The organism is Janthinobacterium goodfellowi (genome assembly GCF_051380695.1).
Classification (GTDB): Bacteria; Pseudomonadota; Gammaproteobacteria; order Burkholderiales; family Burkholderiaceae_D; genus Janthinobacterium.
In genome coordinates this window covers 374,469-391,484 of record NZ_JBNYXN010000001.1, presented here as the reverse complement: position 1 = coordinate 391,484, position 17,016 = coordinate 374,469, and the positions used below count along the sequence as shown (strand labels likewise).

The 17,016-nt window shown below is 62.8% G+C and carries 16 protein-coding genes; 1 reads left to right on the top strand and 15 read right to left on the bottom strand.

The window, feature by feature from the left end:
- Positions 1-17 precede the first annotated feature (17 nt).
- The 11 genes from ACQ4WQ_RS01760 to ACQ4WQ_RS01710 all read right to left on the bottom strand — a co-directional run bounded on the left by ACQ4WQ_RS01760 (position 18) and on the right by ACQ4WQ_RS01710 (position 12,273).
- Positions 18-380: a translation initiation factor Sui1 gene (locus ACQ4WQ_RS01760; protein WP_326459288.1), complete on the bottom strand. Its 363-nt coding sequence runs from the start codon at positions 378-380 to the stop codon at positions 18-20.
- 94 nt (positions 381-474) lie between these two features.
- Positions 475-2,085, bottom strand: coding sequence for a CehA/McbA family metallohydrolase domain-containing protein (locus tag ACQ4WQ_RS01755; protein WP_436494271.1), 1,611 nt, complete (start codon positions 2,083-2,085; stop codon positions 475-477).
- A gap of 97 nt (positions 2,086-2,182) precedes the next feature.
- Positions 2,183-2,953, bottom strand: a complete 771-nt coding sequence (motD, locus tag ACQ4WQ_RS01750) for a flagellar motor protein MotD (protein WP_326459308.1) — start codon at positions 2,951-2,953, stop codon at positions 2,183-2,185.
- A gap of 16 nt (positions 2,954-2,969) precedes the next feature.
- A complete protein-coding gene (locus ACQ4WQ_RS01745) occupies positions 2,970-3,716 on the bottom strand; it encodes a flagellar motor protein (protein WP_326459286.1) in 747 nt (248 codons plus the stop codon).
- Entirely contained in the window at positions 3,698-4,429 is a 732-nt protein-coding gene (locus ACQ4WQ_RS01740; protein ID WP_102297166.1) for an RNA polymerase sigma factor FliA, read from the bottom strand. Before ACQ4WQ_RS01740 ends, ACQ4WQ_RS01745 begins: the two co-directional genes overlap by 19 nt.
- 45 nt (positions 4,430-4,474) lie before the next feature.
- On the bottom strand, positions 4,475-5,338 hold the full coding sequence (locus ACQ4WQ_RS01735; RefSeq protein ID WP_070220170.1) for a MinD/ParA family ATP-binding protein: 864 nt from the start codon (positions 5,336-5,338) through the stop codon (positions 4,475-4,477).
- Positions 5,331-6,659, bottom strand: a complete 1,329-nt coding sequence (flhF, locus tag ACQ4WQ_RS01730) for a flagellar biosynthesis GTPase FlhF (RefSeq protein WP_326459285.1) — start codon at positions 6,657-6,659, stop codon at positions 5,331-5,333. Before flhF ends, ACQ4WQ_RS01735 begins: the two co-directional genes overlap by 8 nt.
- 267 nt (positions 6,660-6,926) lie before the next feature.
- Complete coding sequence (gene flhA, locus ACQ4WQ_RS01725; RefSeq protein ID WP_436494268.1) at positions 6,927-9,023, bottom strand: flagellar biosynthesis protein FlhA; 2,097 nt, start codon at positions 9,021-9,023, stop codon at positions 6,927-6,929.
- Positions 9,020-10,213, bottom strand: a complete 1,194-nt coding sequence (gene flhB / locus ACQ4WQ_RS01720; protein ID WP_326459283.1) for a flagellar biosynthesis protein FlhB — start codon at positions 10,211-10,213, stop codon at positions 9,020-9,022. Before flhB ends, flhA begins: the two co-directional genes overlap by 4 nt.
- 263 nt (positions 10,214-10,476) lie before the next feature.
- Positions 10,477-11,475, bottom strand: coding sequence for a fumarylacetoacetate hydrolase family protein (locus ACQ4WQ_RS01715; RefSeq protein ID WP_436494265.1), 999 nt, complete (start codon positions 11,473-11,475; stop codon positions 10,477-10,479).
- An 87-nt stretch (positions 11,476-11,562) separates the two neighbouring features.
- Entirely contained in the window at positions 11,563-12,273 is a 711-nt protein-coding gene (locus ACQ4WQ_RS01710; RefSeq protein ID WP_436494263.1) for a pseudouridine synthase, read from the bottom strand.
- Positions 12,274-12,529: 256 nt separating this feature from the next.
- Between ACQ4WQ_RS01710 and ACQ4WQ_RS01705 the strand changes: the two genes are divergently transcribed.
- Complete coding sequence (locus ACQ4WQ_RS01705; RefSeq protein WP_436494261.1) at positions 12,530-12,907, top strand: hypothetical protein; 378 nt, start codon at positions 12,530-12,532, stop codon at positions 12,905-12,907.
- 371 nt (positions 12,908-13,278) lie between these two features.
- Here ACQ4WQ_RS01705 and ACQ4WQ_RS01700 read toward each other — a convergent pair whose 3' ends face one another.
- The 4 genes from ACQ4WQ_RS01700 to ACQ4WQ_RS01685 all read right to left on the bottom strand — a co-directional run bounded on the left by ACQ4WQ_RS01700 (position 13,279) and on the right by ACQ4WQ_RS01685 (position 16,441).
- The gene (locus ACQ4WQ_RS01700) at positions 13,279-14,280 is read right to left on the bottom strand and encodes a S49 family peptidase (RefSeq protein WP_326459279.1); all 1,002 of its coding nucleotides are present in this window, start codon (positions 14,278-14,280) and stop codon (positions 13,279-13,281) included.
- A 41-nt stretch (positions 14,281-14,321) separates the two neighbouring features.
- Positions 14,322-14,699 carry a Rieske (2Fe-2S) protein gene (locus ACQ4WQ_RS01695; RefSeq protein ID WP_436494259.1) on the bottom strand — a complete coding sequence of 126 codons (378 nt, stop codon included), beginning with the start codon at positions 14,697-14,699 and terminating at the stop codon, positions 14,322-14,324.
- Complete coding sequence (locus ACQ4WQ_RS01690) at positions 14,696-15,355, bottom strand: HAD-IIIA family hydrolase (RefSeq protein WP_096237515.1); 660 nt, start codon at positions 15,353-15,355, stop codon at positions 14,696-14,698. The genes ACQ4WQ_RS01695 and ACQ4WQ_RS01690 overlap by 4 nt, the downstream gene beginning before the upstream one ends.
- 90 nt (positions 15,356-15,445) lie before the next feature.
- The gene (locus ACQ4WQ_RS01685) at positions 15,446-16,441 is read right to left on the bottom strand and encodes an RluA family pseudouridine synthase (RefSeq protein ID WP_034754116.1); all 996 of its coding nucleotides are present in this window, start codon (positions 16,439-16,441) and stop codon (positions 15,446-15,448) included.
- Positions 16,442-17,016: the final 575 nt, after the last annotated feature.

Sequence of the window (17,016 nt, the reverse complement as noted above, 5' to 3'; positions counted from 1 at the left end):
CGCACGCCTCCGCACGCTCAGCCGCCGGCCTTTTTCGCCTGGTGGCCCAGCTTGACCAGCGCGGCCAGGATGGCCTCCACATGGTCGCCCTGCACTTCGATCACGCCATCCTTGACGGTGCCGCCCGAGCCGCACTGCGTGCGCAGCTGCTTGCCCAGCAGGGCCAGGGCGATGGCGTCCAGCGGCAAGCCTTTCACCACGGTGACGCTCTTGCCGCCGCGGCCCTTGGTCTGGCGCGACACGCGCACCACGCCGTCGCCCGCCGGCACCGCCTTCGATTGCGCCTTGCATGCGCATTGCGCCAGCGGCTGGCGGCAGGCGGGACACATGCGGCCCGTTTCGGTGGAGTAGACGAGACCGCCCTGGGAACTGCTTTTCATGATGAGGTGATAAAAAGAGAGAAGGCACGATTGTACCAAGCGGGAGCGCGATCCAGCTCGCTCCCGCCCCATCCGGCGGCGCGCCGGCTAACGTTTAACGCAAGGTGACGAACACGGGATTCGAATAGAACCACAGGCTGCGGTAATTGCGGTCGTTGATGTCGTTAAAACGCTGGGTACTGTCCGTCGTGCCCGTGCGCTGGTCGGCCAGCGGCTCGCCGCCCTGCGTCAGGCCCGCGACATCGGTACCCAAGTTGGTACCCCGCAGGCGGAAATACTGGCTCTTCGTTGCCGTCGTTTCATAGCTCACGCTGGCGTAGCCGTCGGCCCCGACTTTCCAGTCCGCGCTGGTGAAGCGCTTGAGCACGCGCGTGCTGGCATTGCCGGCAACGCTGTAGGCCGGCGTGCCCGCCGCCGCCTTCGCGCCCACATCGCCGACGATGAGGTCGACATGGTCGACCACGGGCTTGACGTTGGCGGCCACGCCGCTGTCGACGGGCTTTTCGTAGTTGTTTTTGGCCGGGCTCCTGAAGCGGATGGTGATCGTGACTTTCTCGCCGCTGGCCACTTTCAGCTCGCCGCCCATCTCCTTGCGGTCGTCCTTGCTGGCGAGGTTGAAATCGAGCGCATTGATCAGGTCGCCGTAAGTCGAGAACATCTTGCCCGAACGCAAGCCGGCCAGCAAGTCCTTCGCCAGCGGGACACCCTGCGCGCCGTTGAACACATAGTTCTTCGCATACTCGCCGGGGAAATAGCCGCTGCTGTTGCCGCCGACGATCTTGAAGTGGGTATCCGAATCGGTCAGGTTCCAGATGCGGCGCCCCTCGCCCAGCAGCGCATCCCATGGCCCGCCCAGCTTGGCCACCACGTAGTCGACGCCGCCATACACGCGCAGCAGCGCATTGTCGTCCGTGTAGGCGGCCGTGTAGCCGCCCCGGTCCGGTTCCATCTGGTTGCCGACCATGCCTTCGATGGCGAACATGATGTTCGGCGCGGCATCATTGAAGGCACGCAAGTCGGCGATGCTGTAGCTGCCCTTGTTGCGCGACGGGTGGTTGATGACGGCGTAGCTGGTTTCCGGGTAATTCTGTTTCAGCCAGTTGATCGCTTGCAGCGCATCGGCAGCCGTCTTGTTGTAGCGGGTGTCGCCGTATTTCGCTTTCCATGCCGCGACGTCGGCGGCGTCGAACATGGCCGCGTCGCGCGTGGTAAACAGGTATTCGAACTCCTTCATGCCGCGCGTGCTGGCGACCAGTTTGTCCGCCCCTTCGAACAGGCCGACGCCGATGTGATCATGGGTCGGCATGTCCCACTCGAAGCCCGAGAAAATCAGCTTATCGGCATAGCTGCCGCCCGCCTGCAGGGCCTGCACGCGCGGGATTTCATAACGCTCGGCGCCGATGGACATGGGAACCGGCACCGGCAGTGGTGCGCCCAGTGCATCGCGCGTGGAGACGCGCAAATGGTTCGACAGCGCCATCCAGTCGAGGCCATACGTGGTAAAGGCCTTGGCCAGCACCTTGTCCAAGGTCTGGCTGACGTCGGCGTCGGCCGATTGGGTGGTATGGGTGTGCAGGTCGCCGGCGATCCAGCGGCCGGCGGGGAGCGGCGGCACGCTGCCGGCCGGGTCGCTATCGCCGCCGCAGGCGGCGACACTCAACACGATGGCGATGGCCGAAGCAAGCAATGTTCTGGAAGAAGGCATGGGATGACCTGGAAGCTGAAAGAAGGGCGACAGCCTAGCATTCCAGTATGACCAGCAAATGACATGGTCCAGGCCCCGCCGGCCCGAAAAGCCCGTCCTAGTTGGCCGGCGGCGCCGTCGGCACTTCCGTCACCGTCTCGGGGATGCCGGACAAGATCGTCACGGCGACCCGGCGGTTGCGCGCCCGTCCTTCCGGCGTGGCGTTGGGTGCCACGGGGATGTTGTCGGCGTGGCCCACGGCCGTCAGGCGCGACGCCTTGACGCCGCTGGCGATGAACAGGCGCACCACGGCGCTGGCGCGCGCGGCAGACAATTCCCAGTTCGAGGCGAAGTTCGAATTGCTGATCGGCTGCACGTCCGTATGCCCTTCCACCTGCACGTCGTGCGTGTCGTCCTTGAGCAGCACGGCGACGGCGCGCAGGGCCTGGTCCGATTCCGCCGTCAGGCGCGCCGCGCCCGGGTCGAACAGCACGCTGGCATTGATTTCCACGCTCACGCCGCGGCTCGTCTGCGTCACGCGGACCTTGCCTTCCTTGACCAGCGGCGCCAGCGTGGACGTGAGGTCCTGCGCCAGGCGCGTCATGTGTTCGCGCTCGCGGCGGATGGCTTCCGTGCGGCGTTTCAGGGCGGGGTTCGGCAGCGGGATCGCTTGCGGCGCTTCCATGATGATGGGCGGCGCGCCCTTTTCCAGGCTGAAGGCCTGGCCGATGGCGCTCTGGAAGACGCGGTATTTGCCTTCATTGACTTGCGAGATCGCATACATGACGACGAAAAACGCGAACAGCAAAGTGATGAAGTCGGCGTACGAGATCAGCCAGCGGTCCTGGTTGTCCGGTTCCTCGTCATACTTCCTGCGCGCGCGCCGCATCATGGTCAGTGCTCGCTCAGTGCTCGTGAAGCAGGCTGGAGACGCGCTCTTCGATGATGCGCGTGTGGTCGCCCGTGGCGATGTCGTACAGCACGGCGGCCGTGATTTCATACTGCACCACGCGGCGCGAGACGATGGCCTTGAGTTTATTGGCCACCGGCAGGAACAGCAGATTGGCCAGGCCCACGCCATAAATCGTCGAGACGAAGGCCACGGCGATGCCGCTGCCCAGTTTGCTCGGGTCGGTGAGGTTTTCCATCACGTGGATCAGGCCCAGCACGGCACCGAGGATGCCGATGGTGGGCGAATAGCCGGCCGCCGATTCCCACACCTTGACGGCCTGGCGCTCGGCCATTTCGTAGGCGGAGATTTCCACGTCGAGCAGCTGGCGCAGCTTGTCGGGCGCGATGCCGTCGACGATCATGCGCAAGCCCTTGGCGTTGAAGCGATCAGCCGTGTTTTCCATCAGCCGCTCGAGCGCCAGCGGGCCGTCGCGGCGCGCCGTCAGGCTCCACTGCCCGATGTCGCGCGCCAGCGCGGCGCGCGTGTCGGCCGGCGGCAGGAAGACCCAGCGCAGCATTTCCAGGCCGCGCACGAAGGTGCGCAGCCGCGTCTGCAGCAGCACGGCGCCGAAGGTGCCGATGATGACGATGGCAAAGGCGGCCGGCTGCAGAAGGGAGGCCATCTTGCCGCCTTCCAGTGCCTGGCCGACCAGCAGGCCCGCCAGCGCCAGCGCCAGCCCGATTACGCTGGACCAGTCCACGCCTGCTCCCTCAAGGTTGCGCGCAGGCGCGCGACGGCCTGGGTATGCAGCTGCGAGACGCGCGATTCGGATACGCCCATCACCGCGCCGATCTCCTTCAGGTTCAGCTCTTCTTCGTAATACAGGCCCATGAGTATTTTCTCGCGTGGCGGCAGCGCGTCGATGGCATCGATCACGGATTGCCGGAAATCGGTATCGAGCAGGGAACGCAAGGGGTCGCTGTCCTCGTCCACGCAGTGGCGGTCGAGGAAGCTGTCATTGCCGTCCGGGTCATGAAAGTCTTCGTAGTACACCAGTTGGTGGCCGCCGCCGTCGCCCAGCATTTCCTGGTAGTCGGCCAGCGACATTTTCAGCAGCTTCGCCACTTCCGACTCCGTCGGCGGATGGCCGAGGCGCTGCTGCAAGGTGCTCATCGCCTCTTCGATCTTGCGCATGTTCTGGCGCATGCTGCGCGGCAGCCAGTCGCTGGTGCGCAATTCGTCGAGCATGGCGCCGCGGATGCGCAGCACGGCATACGTCTCGAACTGCGCGCCATGCGTCTCTTCATAGCGGGTAATGGCATCGAGCAGGCCGATCATGCCGGCCTGGATCAGGTCATCGACCTCGACCGAAGGCGGCAATTTCGCCTTCATATGGTGCGCCAGACGCTTCACCAGCGGAATGTGCTCCGTCAGCAAATAGTCCTTGTTCGATTTCCCTTTGACCGTGTACATAGGCTGCTTATTGTTTTCTCGTCTTATCTGGTGCTACGGTTGGTGTCAGGCGCTGAACTGGTGCGGGCTCCCCGTCTGGTACAAGGTGCCGCCAAGCACCGGCGCCGCCGAACGGGCCAGCCGCTCGGCCAGTCCGCGAAACGCCACCGAGGCGCCCGCCAGCGGAAACGCATCGACCACGCTGCGGCCCAGCCGCGCCGCGCGGTGCAGATATTCATCGGCAGGCACCGAACCCATCGAGGTCAGCTTCACGGCCAGGTAGCGGCTCGCCGCCTGTGCCATATTATCGTATACCACTTTTGCCTCGGATTCGGAAGCGCCGGTGACGAGAATGCCGAACGGACGGCGTCCCAGTTCCTGGCTCAGGCGCTTGATCAGGCAGTACGCCGCCTTGATCGAAGTGGCGCTGGTCGACACTTGCACCACGATATCCGACGAAGCCATCAGCGGCACGGGGAAGCAATCGCCCTCGTCGGCCACGACGCCGTCGACCAGCACGATGCCGCTCTGGCGCGCCAGCACCTCGAAAGTCTTGCCCAGGCGGCGCAATTCATCCTCGCCCGCATAGTCCATGCTGTCCATCAGGTGGTTGCGCGCGCCCAGGCTGGCCACGCCGAAGCCTTGCGGCACCTGGTGGATGACCTGATTCAAGCCGCACTGCTGGCGCGCCACGTCGCGCAGGCTGGCGCCGTGCGCCAGTCCCAGCCGTGCAGCCACGCCGTCGCTGCCGCCGCTGGCGTCGAGCAGCAGCACGTCATTGCCGCCATAGGCGAGCGAAGCGCCCAGGTTGACCAGCATGGCGCCCTTGTCGTCCTGCGGCGTGGCCGAGAGGAACGTCATGACGCGCGGCTGCGGGCCGGCCAGCATGCGGCGCAAGCCTTCGGCCTGGTCGAAATCGAAATTAGCCAAGGTGCACCCCGCGCGCTTCATTATTGCGGGCGGCCGCCTGCGCCATCAGCAGCGGCAGTTCGGCATCGGAAAACTGCGTCGCCGCCGAGTCGCGCTTGAGCTTGAAGGCGCGGTCGATCAGGTAGCCGCGGTCGGCCAGGTACAGGTCTTCCGGCACGCGCTGGCCGTTCGACACATAAAACAGGTTCAGCTTCTGGCGGATCACCACGTCGAGCACGTTGCCGATCGACGCCGCTTCATCGAGCTTGGTCATGATGCAGCCGGCTAGGCCGCTGCCCTGGTAGGCGCGCACCACTTCGTTCAGCGTTTCCTGCGTCGCCGTCGAGTTCAGGCACAGCAAACGCTTCACGTCGGCGCCGGCGCCCGACAGCATGGCCACCTGTTCCGTCACCATCTGGTCGCGCTGGCTCACGCCCACGGTATCGATCAGCACCGTGTGCTTGTTCTTGAGTTCCTTCAGGGCGATGCGCAAGTCCGCCTCATCCTTCACCGAATGCACCATCACGCCGAGGATCTTGCCGTAGATGCGCAGCTGTTCGTGCGCGCCGATACGGTAGGCATCCGTGGTGATCAGGGCCAGCTTTTCCGGGCCGTGGCGCATCACGCAACGGGCCGCCAGCTTGGCCGTGCTGGTGGTCTTGCCGACGCCGGTCGGGCCGACCAGCGCGAATACGCCGCCCTGCTCCAGCATGGCGTCTTCATTGGCGACCGTGTTCAGGTTGCGGCTCAGGACCGTCTTGATCCAGCGCATGCTTTGCGCACCGTCGAGGCCGGCGGGCAGCTTGTCGATCAGGTAGCGCGCCAGGCTGGCCGAGAAGCCGGCGGCCAGCATTTCGCGCAGCACGACGGCTTTTTGCGGCTCGCGCTGCTGCGTCGAGCCCCACGAGATTTCCGCCAGCTGGGTTTCCATCATGCCGCGCATGGCACGGATTTCATTCATCATGCCGCTCATCTCGGCGGCGGCGTTTTCCTTGACGTGCGCCAGCGCGCTGGCCATCATCTGCTGCATGCGGGCCATGTCCACTGGCTCGCCGGCTGCCTGGCGCGGTGCGGCAGGACGTGGCGCGGCCGGGCGCTGGGCCGGGGCGGCCGGACGCTGCGGCGTGGCGAACTGGGTCTGCAACTGGGGACGGGGCTGGGCCATTTCGGACGCGGCCGGCGGCGACGCCAGCGAAGCGGCATCGTCATTGGCCAGCGCGAGGATTTCCACCACGCCATCGGCCTGACGGTTCGACAGGATCACGGCATCGGGGCCCAATGCTTCGCGCACCTTGCGCAGCGCATCGCGCGACGAGGCACCCGTAAATTTCTTCACATTCATGACCGGCCTCCCAAGGCGGGGGTGGCGCAATATTGGCTGAACTGTGTGACCATCATCGACTCCTGTTGCTTGGGTGCTGTCTTCCTCATGGACACAGATCACCCGGACAGTTTCCATTATTAGCGATGCTTGCAGGAAATGATCGAAGGAACAGGACGGGAAAGTACCCGTTATTCAGTTTGCCGGCAGGAAATTACGCTTTTTTTTAACCCAAAGCAAAAACCGGGGTCGAACCCTCAGGGTTCGCCCCCAGCCCTTTGCATGGGTTTATTGCGCGCCCACCAGACTGGTGACGCGGATCGTCTTGGTTTCCGGCACTTCCGCATGCGACAGCACTTTGAGCTGCGGCAAGGCGCGGCGCAGGAAACGCGACAGCAGGGCGCGCAGCGGCGCCGGCACCAGCAGCACGGGCGTCAGGCCCAGCGCTTCCTGCTGCTGCGCGGCCAGACCCGCCTGGTGGGCGATGGTGTCGGCCAGGCCCGGCTCGATGCCGGCGCCGTCGCCGCCATTGCCCATCGCCTGCATCAGCAGGCGCTCCAGGCGGCTGTCGAGGGTCATCACGGACAGTTCGGCCGCGCCGGGGAACAGTTGCTGCACGATGGCGCGGCCCAGGGCCACGCGCACCAGCGCCGTGAGGTCGTTCGGATCTTGCGTCTGCACCGTATGCTCGGCCAGGGTTTCGATGATGGTGCGCATGTCTCGGATGTGCACGCCTTCGGCCAGCAGGTTCTGCAGCACCTTCTGCAGGGTGGACAGCGACAGCATCTTCGGCACCAGGTCTTCCACCAGGCGCGGCGACTCCTTGCCCAGGTGGTCGAGCAGCGACTGCACCTCGGCGCGGCCCAGCAGTTCCGACGCGTGCGAGGTAATCAAATGGTTCAGGTGCGTGGCCACCACGGTGCCCGCATCGACGACCGTGTAGCCCATCGACTGGGCCTGGTCGCGCAAGCTGGCGTCGATCCAGGTGGCGGGCAAGCCGAAGGCCGGGTCGTTCGTGGCCAGGCCCGGCAAGGTGCCGCTGGCCATGCCGGGATTGATCGCCAGGAACTGGCCGTTGAACGCTTCGCCCACGCCCACTTCCACGCCCTTGAGCGTGATGCGGTAGGCGGACGGTTTCAATTCCAGGTTGTCGCGGATATGCACGGGCGGCGCCAGGAAACCCACTTCCTGGGCAAATTTCTTGCGGATGCCTTTGATGCGCTTGAGCAATTCGCCTCCCTGCGTCTTGTCGACCAGGGGAATCAAACGGTAGCCCACTTCCAGGCCCAGGGTATCAACGGGCATGATGTCTTGCCAGCTGGCCTCTTCCTGCTCGGGCGCCACGGTCGCTTGCGGCGCCTCGGCCGGCTTGTCGGCCGCCGCTTTTTCCAGCCTGCGCTTCTTGCTGATCAGATAGGCGGAGCCGGCCAGCAATGACGCCAGCAGGATGAAGACCATGTTCGGCATGCCGGGAATCAAGCCCATGCCGCCGATGATGCCGGCGGTAATGTACAGCACTTGCGGTTTCGCAAACAATTGACCCACCAGCTGGGTACCGATGTCCTGTTCGCTGGCCACGCGCGAGACGACGATACCGGCCGCCGTGGAAATGATCAGCGAAGGAATCTGCGCCACCAGGCCGTCACCGATGGCCAGCAGGGTGTAGTTCTTGAGTGCATCGGCAAAGCCCATGTCGTGCTGCAGCAAGCCCACCAGCAGGCCGCCGACGATGTTGATGACGGTGACCATGATGCCTGCGATGGCGTCGCCGCGCACGTATTTGCTGGCACCGTCCATGGCGCCGTAGAATTCCGCTTCCTGCGCCACTTCCGTGCGGCGGCGGCGCGCTTCGTCTTCGCCGATCAGTCCGGCGTTCAGGTCGGCATCGATGGCCATCTGTTTACCAGGCATGGCGTCCAGCGCGAAGCGGGCGCCCACCTCGGCGATACGGCCCGCACCCTTGGTCACGACGGTAAAGTTGATGATCGTCAAAATAATGAAGACCACGATACCGACCGTGTAGTTGCCGCCAATCAAGAAGTGACCGAACGCCTCGATCACCTTGCCGGCCGCGTCGGCGCCCGTATGGCCTTCCGTCAGCACGACGCGCGTGGACGCCACGTTCAGCGACAGGCGCAGCATGGTCGACACGAGCAGGATGGTGGGGAACGCCATGAAGTCGAGCGGCTTGACCGTGTACAGTGCCGTCAGCAGCACGATGATGGACAGCGCGATATTAAAGCTGAAGAAGATATCGAGGATGAAGGCCGGCAGCGGCAGCACCATCATCGCCAGCAGCATGATGATGATAATCGGTGCGGCGACACCCTTGCTGGCGTTGTTGCCCATTCCGCTGAGCCAGGCTGGCAATCTCAGGCCGTTCATGGTGTACTTCCTTTATTCTTGTCTGCCGCGTCTGCCGCGGGTTTGGTCTGCGATGCGGGGTCGAGCGGATCGAGCTCGGGCGGCACGTCGAGTTTTTTCGGCTTGTCGGGGCGCTGGCCCTGGCCACTGCCGTAGCTGCGCAGCTGGAACACATACGCCAGCACTTCGGCGACGGCGCCGTACAGCGCCTCGGGAATCTCGTCGCCGATGTCCGTGTGCTTGTACAGCGCGCGCGCCAGGGCGGGCGCTTCCAGGATGGCGACCTTGTGTTCGCCCGCCAGTTCGCGGATCTTCGCCGCCACCTCGTCGATACCCTTGGCCACCACCTGCGGCGCGCCGCGCGAATTCTCGCCATACTTCAAAGCCACGGCGTAGTGGGTCGGATTGGTCACCACCACGTCGGCCGTCGGCACGTCGGCCATCATGCGGCGGCGCGACATTTCATGCTGCATCTGGCGTATCTTCGCCTTGATCTGCGGATTGCCATCCGACTCCTTCGCCTCTTGCTTGACTTCCTGCAAGGACATTTTCATCTTGTTGGCGTAGTGCCACATCTGGTAGGGGCCGTCGATGGCGGCGATCAGGCCCAGCGCGCCCACGATCAGCAAAAAGGCCGTGATCAGCAGACTGATCAGATGGGCCGAACCGGCGCGCAGGGATTCCACCGACAAGCCCAGCACGGCATCCTTTTGATGCTGCATCACCATCCAGGCGACGACGCCGACGACGAGGGTCTTGGCGATGGCCTTGAGCAATTCCACCAGCGCATTCTTCGAAAACATATTGCCCAGGCCGCGAATCGGGTTGAGCTTGCCAAAATTGGGAGTAAACGCCTTGGAACTGAACAGCCAGCCGCCCACCAGCACGGGCGAGGCCAGCGCGACGAGCATGATGGCCGCGGCGTACGGCAGGCAGGTCAGCAGCACCGAACCCACGTCGTAGCCGATGCGCAACATCATCGCGTCGGGATTGAGGATTTGCTCCCTGTCCAGAGTCAGCCCGGAGACCATGACGGCCGTCAGCCGCCGCACGATGGCGTCGCCGGCAAACCACAGGCAGCAGCCGGACGCCATCAGCACCGTAAACGTGGCCACTTCACGCGATCGCGGAACGTCGCCTTCCTCACGCGCCTGCTCGAGGCGCTTCGGTGACGCGGCTTCGGTCTTTTCTGCGTCGCTGTCTTCCGACATCAATCAACTCCGGTGAAGTCCTGCGGCCTGGCTAGGCGCAATACGGACTGGGCATGGGGCATTATCGGTTCAAGCGGGCGCACGCCATCGGCGGAACAGGGGGGCAAATCCCCTGTATTTCCTTTACCCAAATGAAACAAGGCGCCGCAGGCGCCCACTTTAAAGGAGACCGAAAAATGGTCAGGACAAGGCGCGGCCCCGAAGACAGTACGAATAGTACGGCGAGGGGCTGCAACGCAGTCATGGCCATTTTCTCGGGGCTCCTAACGGTTTTTCCTCGCCTCGGCCTGTTTCACCGTCTGCTCGATGGCACCAAACAGCGACTTGCCGTCATCGCCCAGCATCTCCAGGCGGACCACGTCGCCGAACAGCAAATACGGCGTGCTGGCGACGCCATCGGCGATCATCTCCTGGTTACGTCGCTCAACGATGCTGGAAAATCCCTTCTTGACTTCCTTGTTGGCGACCCCGCCCGCGCTGACCACGCTGCCGGCGCGCGCGTTGCGCGTCTGGCACAGATGGGCGAGCAATTGCGGGTAATTGAACGCCATGTCGGCGCCCGCGTGGGGCTGGCCCGTCAACTTGCCGTTCACGCTGCAGCGCAAGGCGTAATGCACCTTGCCGCCGCGCCAGGCGTCGCCCAGCTCGTCGGGCGTGATGGCGACGGGCGAGCACGCCATCGCCGGTTTCGCCTGCAGGAAGCCGTAGCCGCCGGCCTGCTCGTCCGGCGCCAAGTTGCGCAAGGTGATGTCGTTGACCATCATCAACAGCTTGATGTTCAGATGCGCCTGGTCCGGCGTCGAGCCCATGGCCACGTCGTCCGTGATGGCGGCGATGCCTGCCTCGTAATCGATGCCCCACTGTTCGTGCGCCAGGGTGATGTCGTCGTGGGCGCCGAGGAAATCGTCGCTGGCGCCCTGGTACATGCGCGGCGATTCGCGCAGATTCGCGGGCACTTCAGTTCCCGCCGCCTTGCAGGCCCGCTCGATCTGCTGCAGGTAGGAAGCGCCGGCCACGCGCAAGCTGCTGCGCGGCAAAGGCGCCATGCAGTTGGCGGGGTCGAACTCGAAGGCGCGATGGCCGCGGCCGCTATTGATGGTCTGGTACAGCAAATCGAGCTGGGGCGCGATGAAACTCCAGTCGTCGAGCGCCTTTTGCAGGGTCGAGGCGATGCCGTCGGCCAGGTGGGCCGTTTTCAGGTCGCGCGAGACGACGGCCAGCTGGCCGTCGCGCGTGCCATCCTTCAGGGTAGCTAATTTCATGTAGGAAAAACTTCGTCAAATGCAGGCAATTGAAGGCTAAAGACGCCAAAAAGCCGGGATATCCCCGGCTTTGACGGTCAGGAGAGTTTACGCGAGGAGAGCGATCTGCTCGGGCGTCAGATAGCACCACTCGCCTTCGGCGATGCCCAGCGACTTCAGGGTCAGGCTGCCGATGGCGGAACGGTGCAGCGCGCTGCAATGGTTGCCGGCGGCGGCCAGCATGCGCTTGACCTGATGGTATTTGCCTTGCTCAAGCACGATTTCCAGCTGGAACTCGCCCCGCTTGACGCAGACGAGGGCGGCCAGCGGGGCCGGTTCGTCGTGCAATTGCACGCCGGCCAACAGCAGGGCCACCAGTTCATCGGTCACGGGCTCTTGCGTGGTGGCCTGGTAAATCTTCGGAACGTGGCGCTTCGGCGACGATTGTGCATGGATAAATGCGCCATCGTCGGACATCAGCAGCATGCCGGTCGTATCGTGGTCGAGCCGGCCAACGGGCTGGACTTCGCGCCAGGTGAATTGCTCCGGCAGCAGGGTCAGCACGCCAGGATGGTGGCTGGGCTTGCGCGAGCATTCGAAGTTGGCAGGCTTGTTCAGCGCCAGGTACACGTGCATGCGGACCACCCACTCTTCTTCGAACACGTGCAGCACCAGGCCTTCGGTCTCGACGGTGGTGCGGTAATTGGTCTGGGTGACGCCATCGATGACGACATCGCCATCCTCGATGAGGGAACGACAATATTTACGGGTGCCAAAACCCTGCGATTGCAGGATGCGGTCTAGGGATAATTTACTCATGGGCGTGACTTTACCAGAAGCGGCTGACAGCGTGAAGCGGCGCCACCCGGCGCTCGCGCGACGGTGCCAGCGGCACGAAAGCGTGGAGCACGCAGAAATACCAAAAAGAACAAGGTGAGATTTGGCGAGAAATGGATGATTCCTTTGAGATATATCAAGCGCTCGGAATATCGCATTGATAGACTGAAACTTCGTTAGGAATCCGCCTAACGAGCCTTAGGAATAATAACTAGGCAATCACTGACAAGGACATTGTATGAAGCATACCGATACCATCGCCTTACAAGGCAGCATCGCTGACATGCGCACGCGCATCGCTACGGAACAAGCGGCCATGCACAAGGTCAGACTCGGCGTGGCGCGCTGGAGCAAAACCCCTGCGCCGCAGGAGGCGGACGCGCGGCCCTCGCCAGCGAGCCAGACGCGCTGGCATGCCGAGGCGCAATGCCATTTCATGTGCTGGCTGGAACTGGGCGGTTTTGCGCAGGCGGAAGCGGATGCGGCGGCCGACAACGTAAGCGCGCGCGCCATGGCGGACATGCCGCCCGAGATCGGCTCCAGCACCGGCGCCAGTGCAGCGGCGGCCCGGCAGGCCACGACCTTGCCCGCGCACTGCAACGGCTGCGCCGTCTGAACGCGGCCCATCCGACCAGCCATGCCCCGCCCTCGCATGCCTGACCTACCCGCACGCCCAGACACAGCCGACAACATCCCATCAACCATGAACGACGCACAAAAGGAAACGGCGGCATTGCGCCGCCGTTCCCAAGCCCCATCGGGACTTTAGTGAGGAATGTAAATTCACTCAAAACCACATCTGCGATGCGGCAAGTAGTTCCAAGACCTGCCAATCAAGTTAGTACTGACAACATAGTTGATATATCGCCCCTCCTTGAAAAGAACTACGTTTTCACTATAGCCCAAGCAGCCCCTTTTTCAAGCCAATTTACCACCTTATTGAAAATCATTCTCGACTGGCTTGCCTGCCAGCCAAGAGTCATGTCATCAGCGCAACGCCGGTTGTGACTGCTGCACGGCCGCCTTCATGGCGCCCGCGCCCATGGCCGCGCCGAATTTCTTCAGCACCCGTTCCGGCAAGCCTTCATGCTGCGTGTAGTCGACGATGTCTTCCGCCTTGACGACGTCGCGCGCCACGCTGTCGACCGTGCCGAAGTCATCGGCCAGGCCCATTTCCACGGCTTTCGCGCCCGTCCAGTACAGGCCCGAGAACGTATCGGCCGTTTCCTTCAGACGCTTGCCCCGCCCCGTGCGCACGACGTCGATGAATTGCTGGTGGATTTCATTGAGCATGCCTTGCGCATACGCCTTGTGCTTGTCCGTCAAGGGGCTGAACGGGTCCATGAAGCCCTTGTTCTCGCCCGCCGTCAGCAGCCGGCGCTCGACGCCCACCTTTTCCATCACGCCCGTGAAGCCGAAGCCATCCATCAGCACGCCGATGGAGCCGACCACGCTGGCCTTGTTGACATAGATGCGGTCGGCGGCGGCCGCGATGTAATAGCCGCCCGAGGCGCACATTTCATCGACCACCACATATAAAGGCTTGTCCGGATAGCCCTTGCGCAGGCGCTGCATCTCGTCGACGATCATGCCGGCCTGTACGGGACTGCCGCCCGGACTATTAATATGCAGCACCACGGCCACGGAGCCGGCGTCGGAAAACGCCTTGTCCAGCGCGGGGATGACGACGGCGGCCGAGCCGCTGCCTTCGGACTCGATGGCGCCGCTGATATCGATCAGGGCCGTGTGGCGGCCCAGGGTTTCACTGTCGTCGGCCGTGTTGTAGTCATAAAACACCCACAGAGCGAACAACACGATCAGCAGGCCGAACACCTTGAAAAAGATGCTCCAGCGGCGGTGCGCGCGTTGCTCTTGCAAAGTGGCAAATACCAGCTTTTCCAGCACGTCGCGCTCCCAGTTCCCCGCAGGGGCGCCGTGGCCGGCGGCTGGCGCGCCGCTGTCCAGCTTGTCATTCGTGTTTTCGCTCATGGTTCACTTTGTTTAAATTGCAATAATGCCGCTGCCGGACTTCAGGCCGGCAGCGGCTGGACATACTCATCGGGCTGCCAGTACAGCTGGCCATCGCGCTCGGTCACGGGAATCGGACGCAAGCGGCCGCCCTTGCACGGGCCGCCCGCGCAGTAGCCGCTCTCCGGCACATAGATGGCGCCATGCGTCGAACACATCAGATACAAGCCGCTGGACTCAAAAAACTCGCCCTCGGCCCAGTCCAGCTCGATGGGCACATGGGCGCAGCGGTTCAGGTAGCCATACGCCTTGCCGCCGTGGCGCACGACAAAGCCCGTGGTCGCCTCGCCACCGGCCGAGACGGGAAAGCGCACGCCCTTGCCGCCATCGGCCACGGCCTCGGCCGCACAAATGAACACATCGACAACGTCGCTCATCATGCGTGCTCGCTCAGCCATTGGTGCAGATCGGCCACCGTGGCGGCCGAATACAGCGGATTGCAAGCCTGCAACTGCTCGACCGGATGCGCTCCATACTCTACGGCAATACCCGCCGCGCCTGCATTGCTTGCCATCAACAAATCATGGCTGGTGTCGCCGATCATCACGGTACGGCGCATGTCCTGGCCCAGTTCGCGCGTCAGCTCCTGCAGCATGGCCGGATGGGGCTTGGAAAACGTTTCATCGGCGCAGCGCGTCGCATCGAACAAGGACAGCAGCTTGACGGCATTCAGCGAACGGTTCAGGCCGACACGGCTCTTGCCCGTGGCGACGGCCAGGAAGTACGCCTGCTGCGAGAGTTCCTGCAGCATCTCTTGCACGCCAGGAAACAGGGTCAGCTCATGGTCGCGCGACAGATAGTGATAACGGTAGCGTTCGGCCATGCGCGCATGGTATTTCGGCTCCACATCGGGCATCACCAGCTGCATCGCTTCCTGCAAGCCCAGGCCGATCACATGCGAGGCCAGCAACTCGGTGGGAATGGGCAAGCCCAGGTCTTTGGCCGATGCCTGGATGCACTTGACGATGGTCGAGGTACTGTCTATCAGGGTACCGTCCCAATCGAAGACGATCAGATCAAATTGCTTTCTTGCCATGTTTCCCGACGACAAAGTCGCCGGCTCCTTGAGAATGAATGATGGCGACTGACTACCTTGTGAGTAGTATCGCGCGCACGCGGTCGGTAGTTATCGTGCGGCAACGGCCAATGGTTTGCCCAAGCTTACCAAGAAACGCTCGCATTCGGCAGCCAGCGGCGCGTTCAGGGTCATCGTCTTGCCCGTTTCCGGATGCGTAAACGTGATCTGGTGCGCGTGCAGGAACATGCGCTTCAGGGCGCCGCGCGTGCTGTCGGCCTTCAACAGGGCACGGTTGAGGGCAAAGTCGCCATATTTATCGTCGCCGGCGATGGGGAAACCGGACGACGACAGGTGCACGCGGATCTGGTGCGTGCGTCCCGTCTTCAATTCCGCTTCCAGCAAGGCGAAGTTGTGATATTTATGCAACAGTGAAAACACCGTATGCGACGCGAGGCCATCGGCTTGCACGGCGACCCGGCGCTCGCCTTCGGCCGTCGTATATTTATGCAACGGCAACTTGATATGCTGGCGCGCATTCTTCCAGTCGCCCGCCACCAGCACCAGATAGCGTTTATCCGTGACGCCGTCGCGCATCTGCTCGTGCAGATTCGTCAAGGCCGTGCGTTTCTTTGCCAGCAACAGCAGGCCGGACGTGTCGCGGTCCAGGCGGTGCACCAGTTCCAGGAACTTGGCGTCGGGGCGCGAAGCGCGCAATTGCTCGATCACGCCGAACGACACGCCCGAGCCGCCATGCACGGCCACGCCGGCCGGCTTGTCGATGACGAGCAGCTGCGCATCTTCGAAGATGATCTTGAATTCGGCGGCCGGCGCGCCCGTGGGCGCCTTTTCGGCCACGCGCACGGGTGGAATGCGCACCACGTCGCCGGCGGCGAGACGGTACAGCTGATCGATACGGCCTTTATTTACCCGCACTTCTCCCGATCGCAAGATCCGGTAGATGTGGCTTTTAGGCACTCCCTTGCACACTCTTAATAAGTAGTTGTCGATACGCTGGCCTGCTTCTTCTTCGGCGATCGTTACGAATTGGGCTTGCGGCTGAACCGGGGGTGTTGAAGGGGGAACAACATCATTTTGACTCTTCATTTACTATGTCTTCCCAGAAATCTCTCTAAGTCCTTCATTTTGAATATATAATTGTTTTTGCTGCGGCCCTGGCTGCTGCGAGTGTAAGAATAAAAGCACATTTTACACAGGGGCGTCTCCACCGGCCTCGCCAAATTGCAAATTCGGTGGAAAAAAATGTATATGCACCATCCCTGCGCGAATCAAGGTTGCACCGTAGTTGTAATCGGATAACGCGTGGAGATGCTGAAGTGAGTGTATTGGATTATAAGGATAAGTACCCGTTAGCGCGACTTATCGAGTCGGGCTCGCGGGTTGATGAAGTTGATAACGCTTGCCGTTTTCGCCAAACCCCGTATGCGGCCACAATACTGAGGGTTGTCGATGAATAGGCTGAGGCCAAGCCTCGCCATCGCGATCCCTGTAATAAGCCGGCTTACGATTTGGCTCTGAATTTGCTGACCACTTGCATTCTCTGCCCCCGATGCAGTTCATTCTCATTCGGGCTGTTTCAGATGAGTTGCAAGTGTCCTGTGCACTCGGCATGACGATTGACCTCACCGCGCCTGTTGCGGCCGTAACGTATACCTCGTACG

What these genes read in the sequence shown, in the direction of transcription:
- ACQ4WQ_RS01715 (WP_436494265.1), bottom strand. Translation starts at nt 11,475, where the DNA reads ATGAAATTAGCTACCCTGAAGGATGGCACGCGCGACGGCCAGCTGGCC.
- ACQ4WQ_RS01760 (WP_326459288.1), bottom strand. Translation starts at nt 380, where the DNA reads ATGAAAAGCAGTTCCCAGGGCGGTCTCGTCTACTCCACCGAAACGGGC.
- ACQ4WQ_RS01700 (WP_326459279.1), bottom strand. Translation starts at nt 14,280, where the DNA reads ATGAGCGAAAACACGAATGACAAGCTGGACAGCGGCGCGCCAGCCGCC.
- motD (WP_326459308.1), bottom strand. Translation starts at nt 2,953, where the DNA reads ATGCGGCGCGCGCGCAGGAAGTATGACGAGGAACCGGACAACCAGGAC.
- ACQ4WQ_RS01710 (WP_436494263.1), bottom strand. Translation starts at nt 12,273, where the DNA reads ATGAGTAAATTATCCCTAGACCGCATCCTGCAATCGCAGGGTTTTGGC.
- ACQ4WQ_RS01740 (WP_102297166.1), bottom strand. Translation starts at nt 4,429, where the DNA reads ATGTACACGGTCAAAGGGAAATCGAACAAGGACTATTTGCTGACGGAG.
- ACQ4WQ_RS01755 (WP_436494271.1), bottom strand. Translation starts at nt 2,085, where the DNA reads ATGCCTTCTTCCAGAACATTGCTTGCTTCGGCCATCGCCATCGTGTTG.
- ACQ4WQ_RS01705 (WP_436494261.1), top strand. Translation starts at nt 12,530, where the DNA reads ATGAAGCATACCGATACCATCGCCTTACAAGGCAGCATCGCTGACATG.
- ACQ4WQ_RS01685 (WP_034754116.1), bottom strand. Translation starts at nt 16,441, where the DNA reads ATGAAGAGTCAAAATGATGTTGTTCCCCCTTCAACACCCCCGGTTCAG.
- ACQ4WQ_RS01690 (WP_096237515.1), bottom strand. Translation starts at nt 15,355, where the DNA reads ATGGCAAGAAAGCAATTTGATCTGATCGTCTTCGATTGGGACGGTACC.
- flhF (WP_326459285.1), bottom strand. Translation starts at nt 6,659, where the DNA reads ATGAATGTGAAGAAATTTACGGGTGCCTCGTCGCGCGATGCGCTGCGC.
- flhB (WP_326459283.1), bottom strand. Translation starts at nt 10,213, where the DNA reads ATGTCGGAAGACAGCGACGCAGAAAAGACCGAAGCCGCGTCACCGAAG.
- flhA (WP_436494268.1), bottom strand. Translation starts at nt 9,023, where the DNA reads ATGAACGGCCTGAGATTGCCAGCCTGGCTCAGCGGAATGGGCAACAAC.
- ACQ4WQ_RS01695 (WP_436494259.1), bottom strand. Translation starts at nt 14,699, where the DNA reads ATGATGAGCGACGTTGTCGATGTGTTCATTTGTGCGGCCGAGGCCGTG.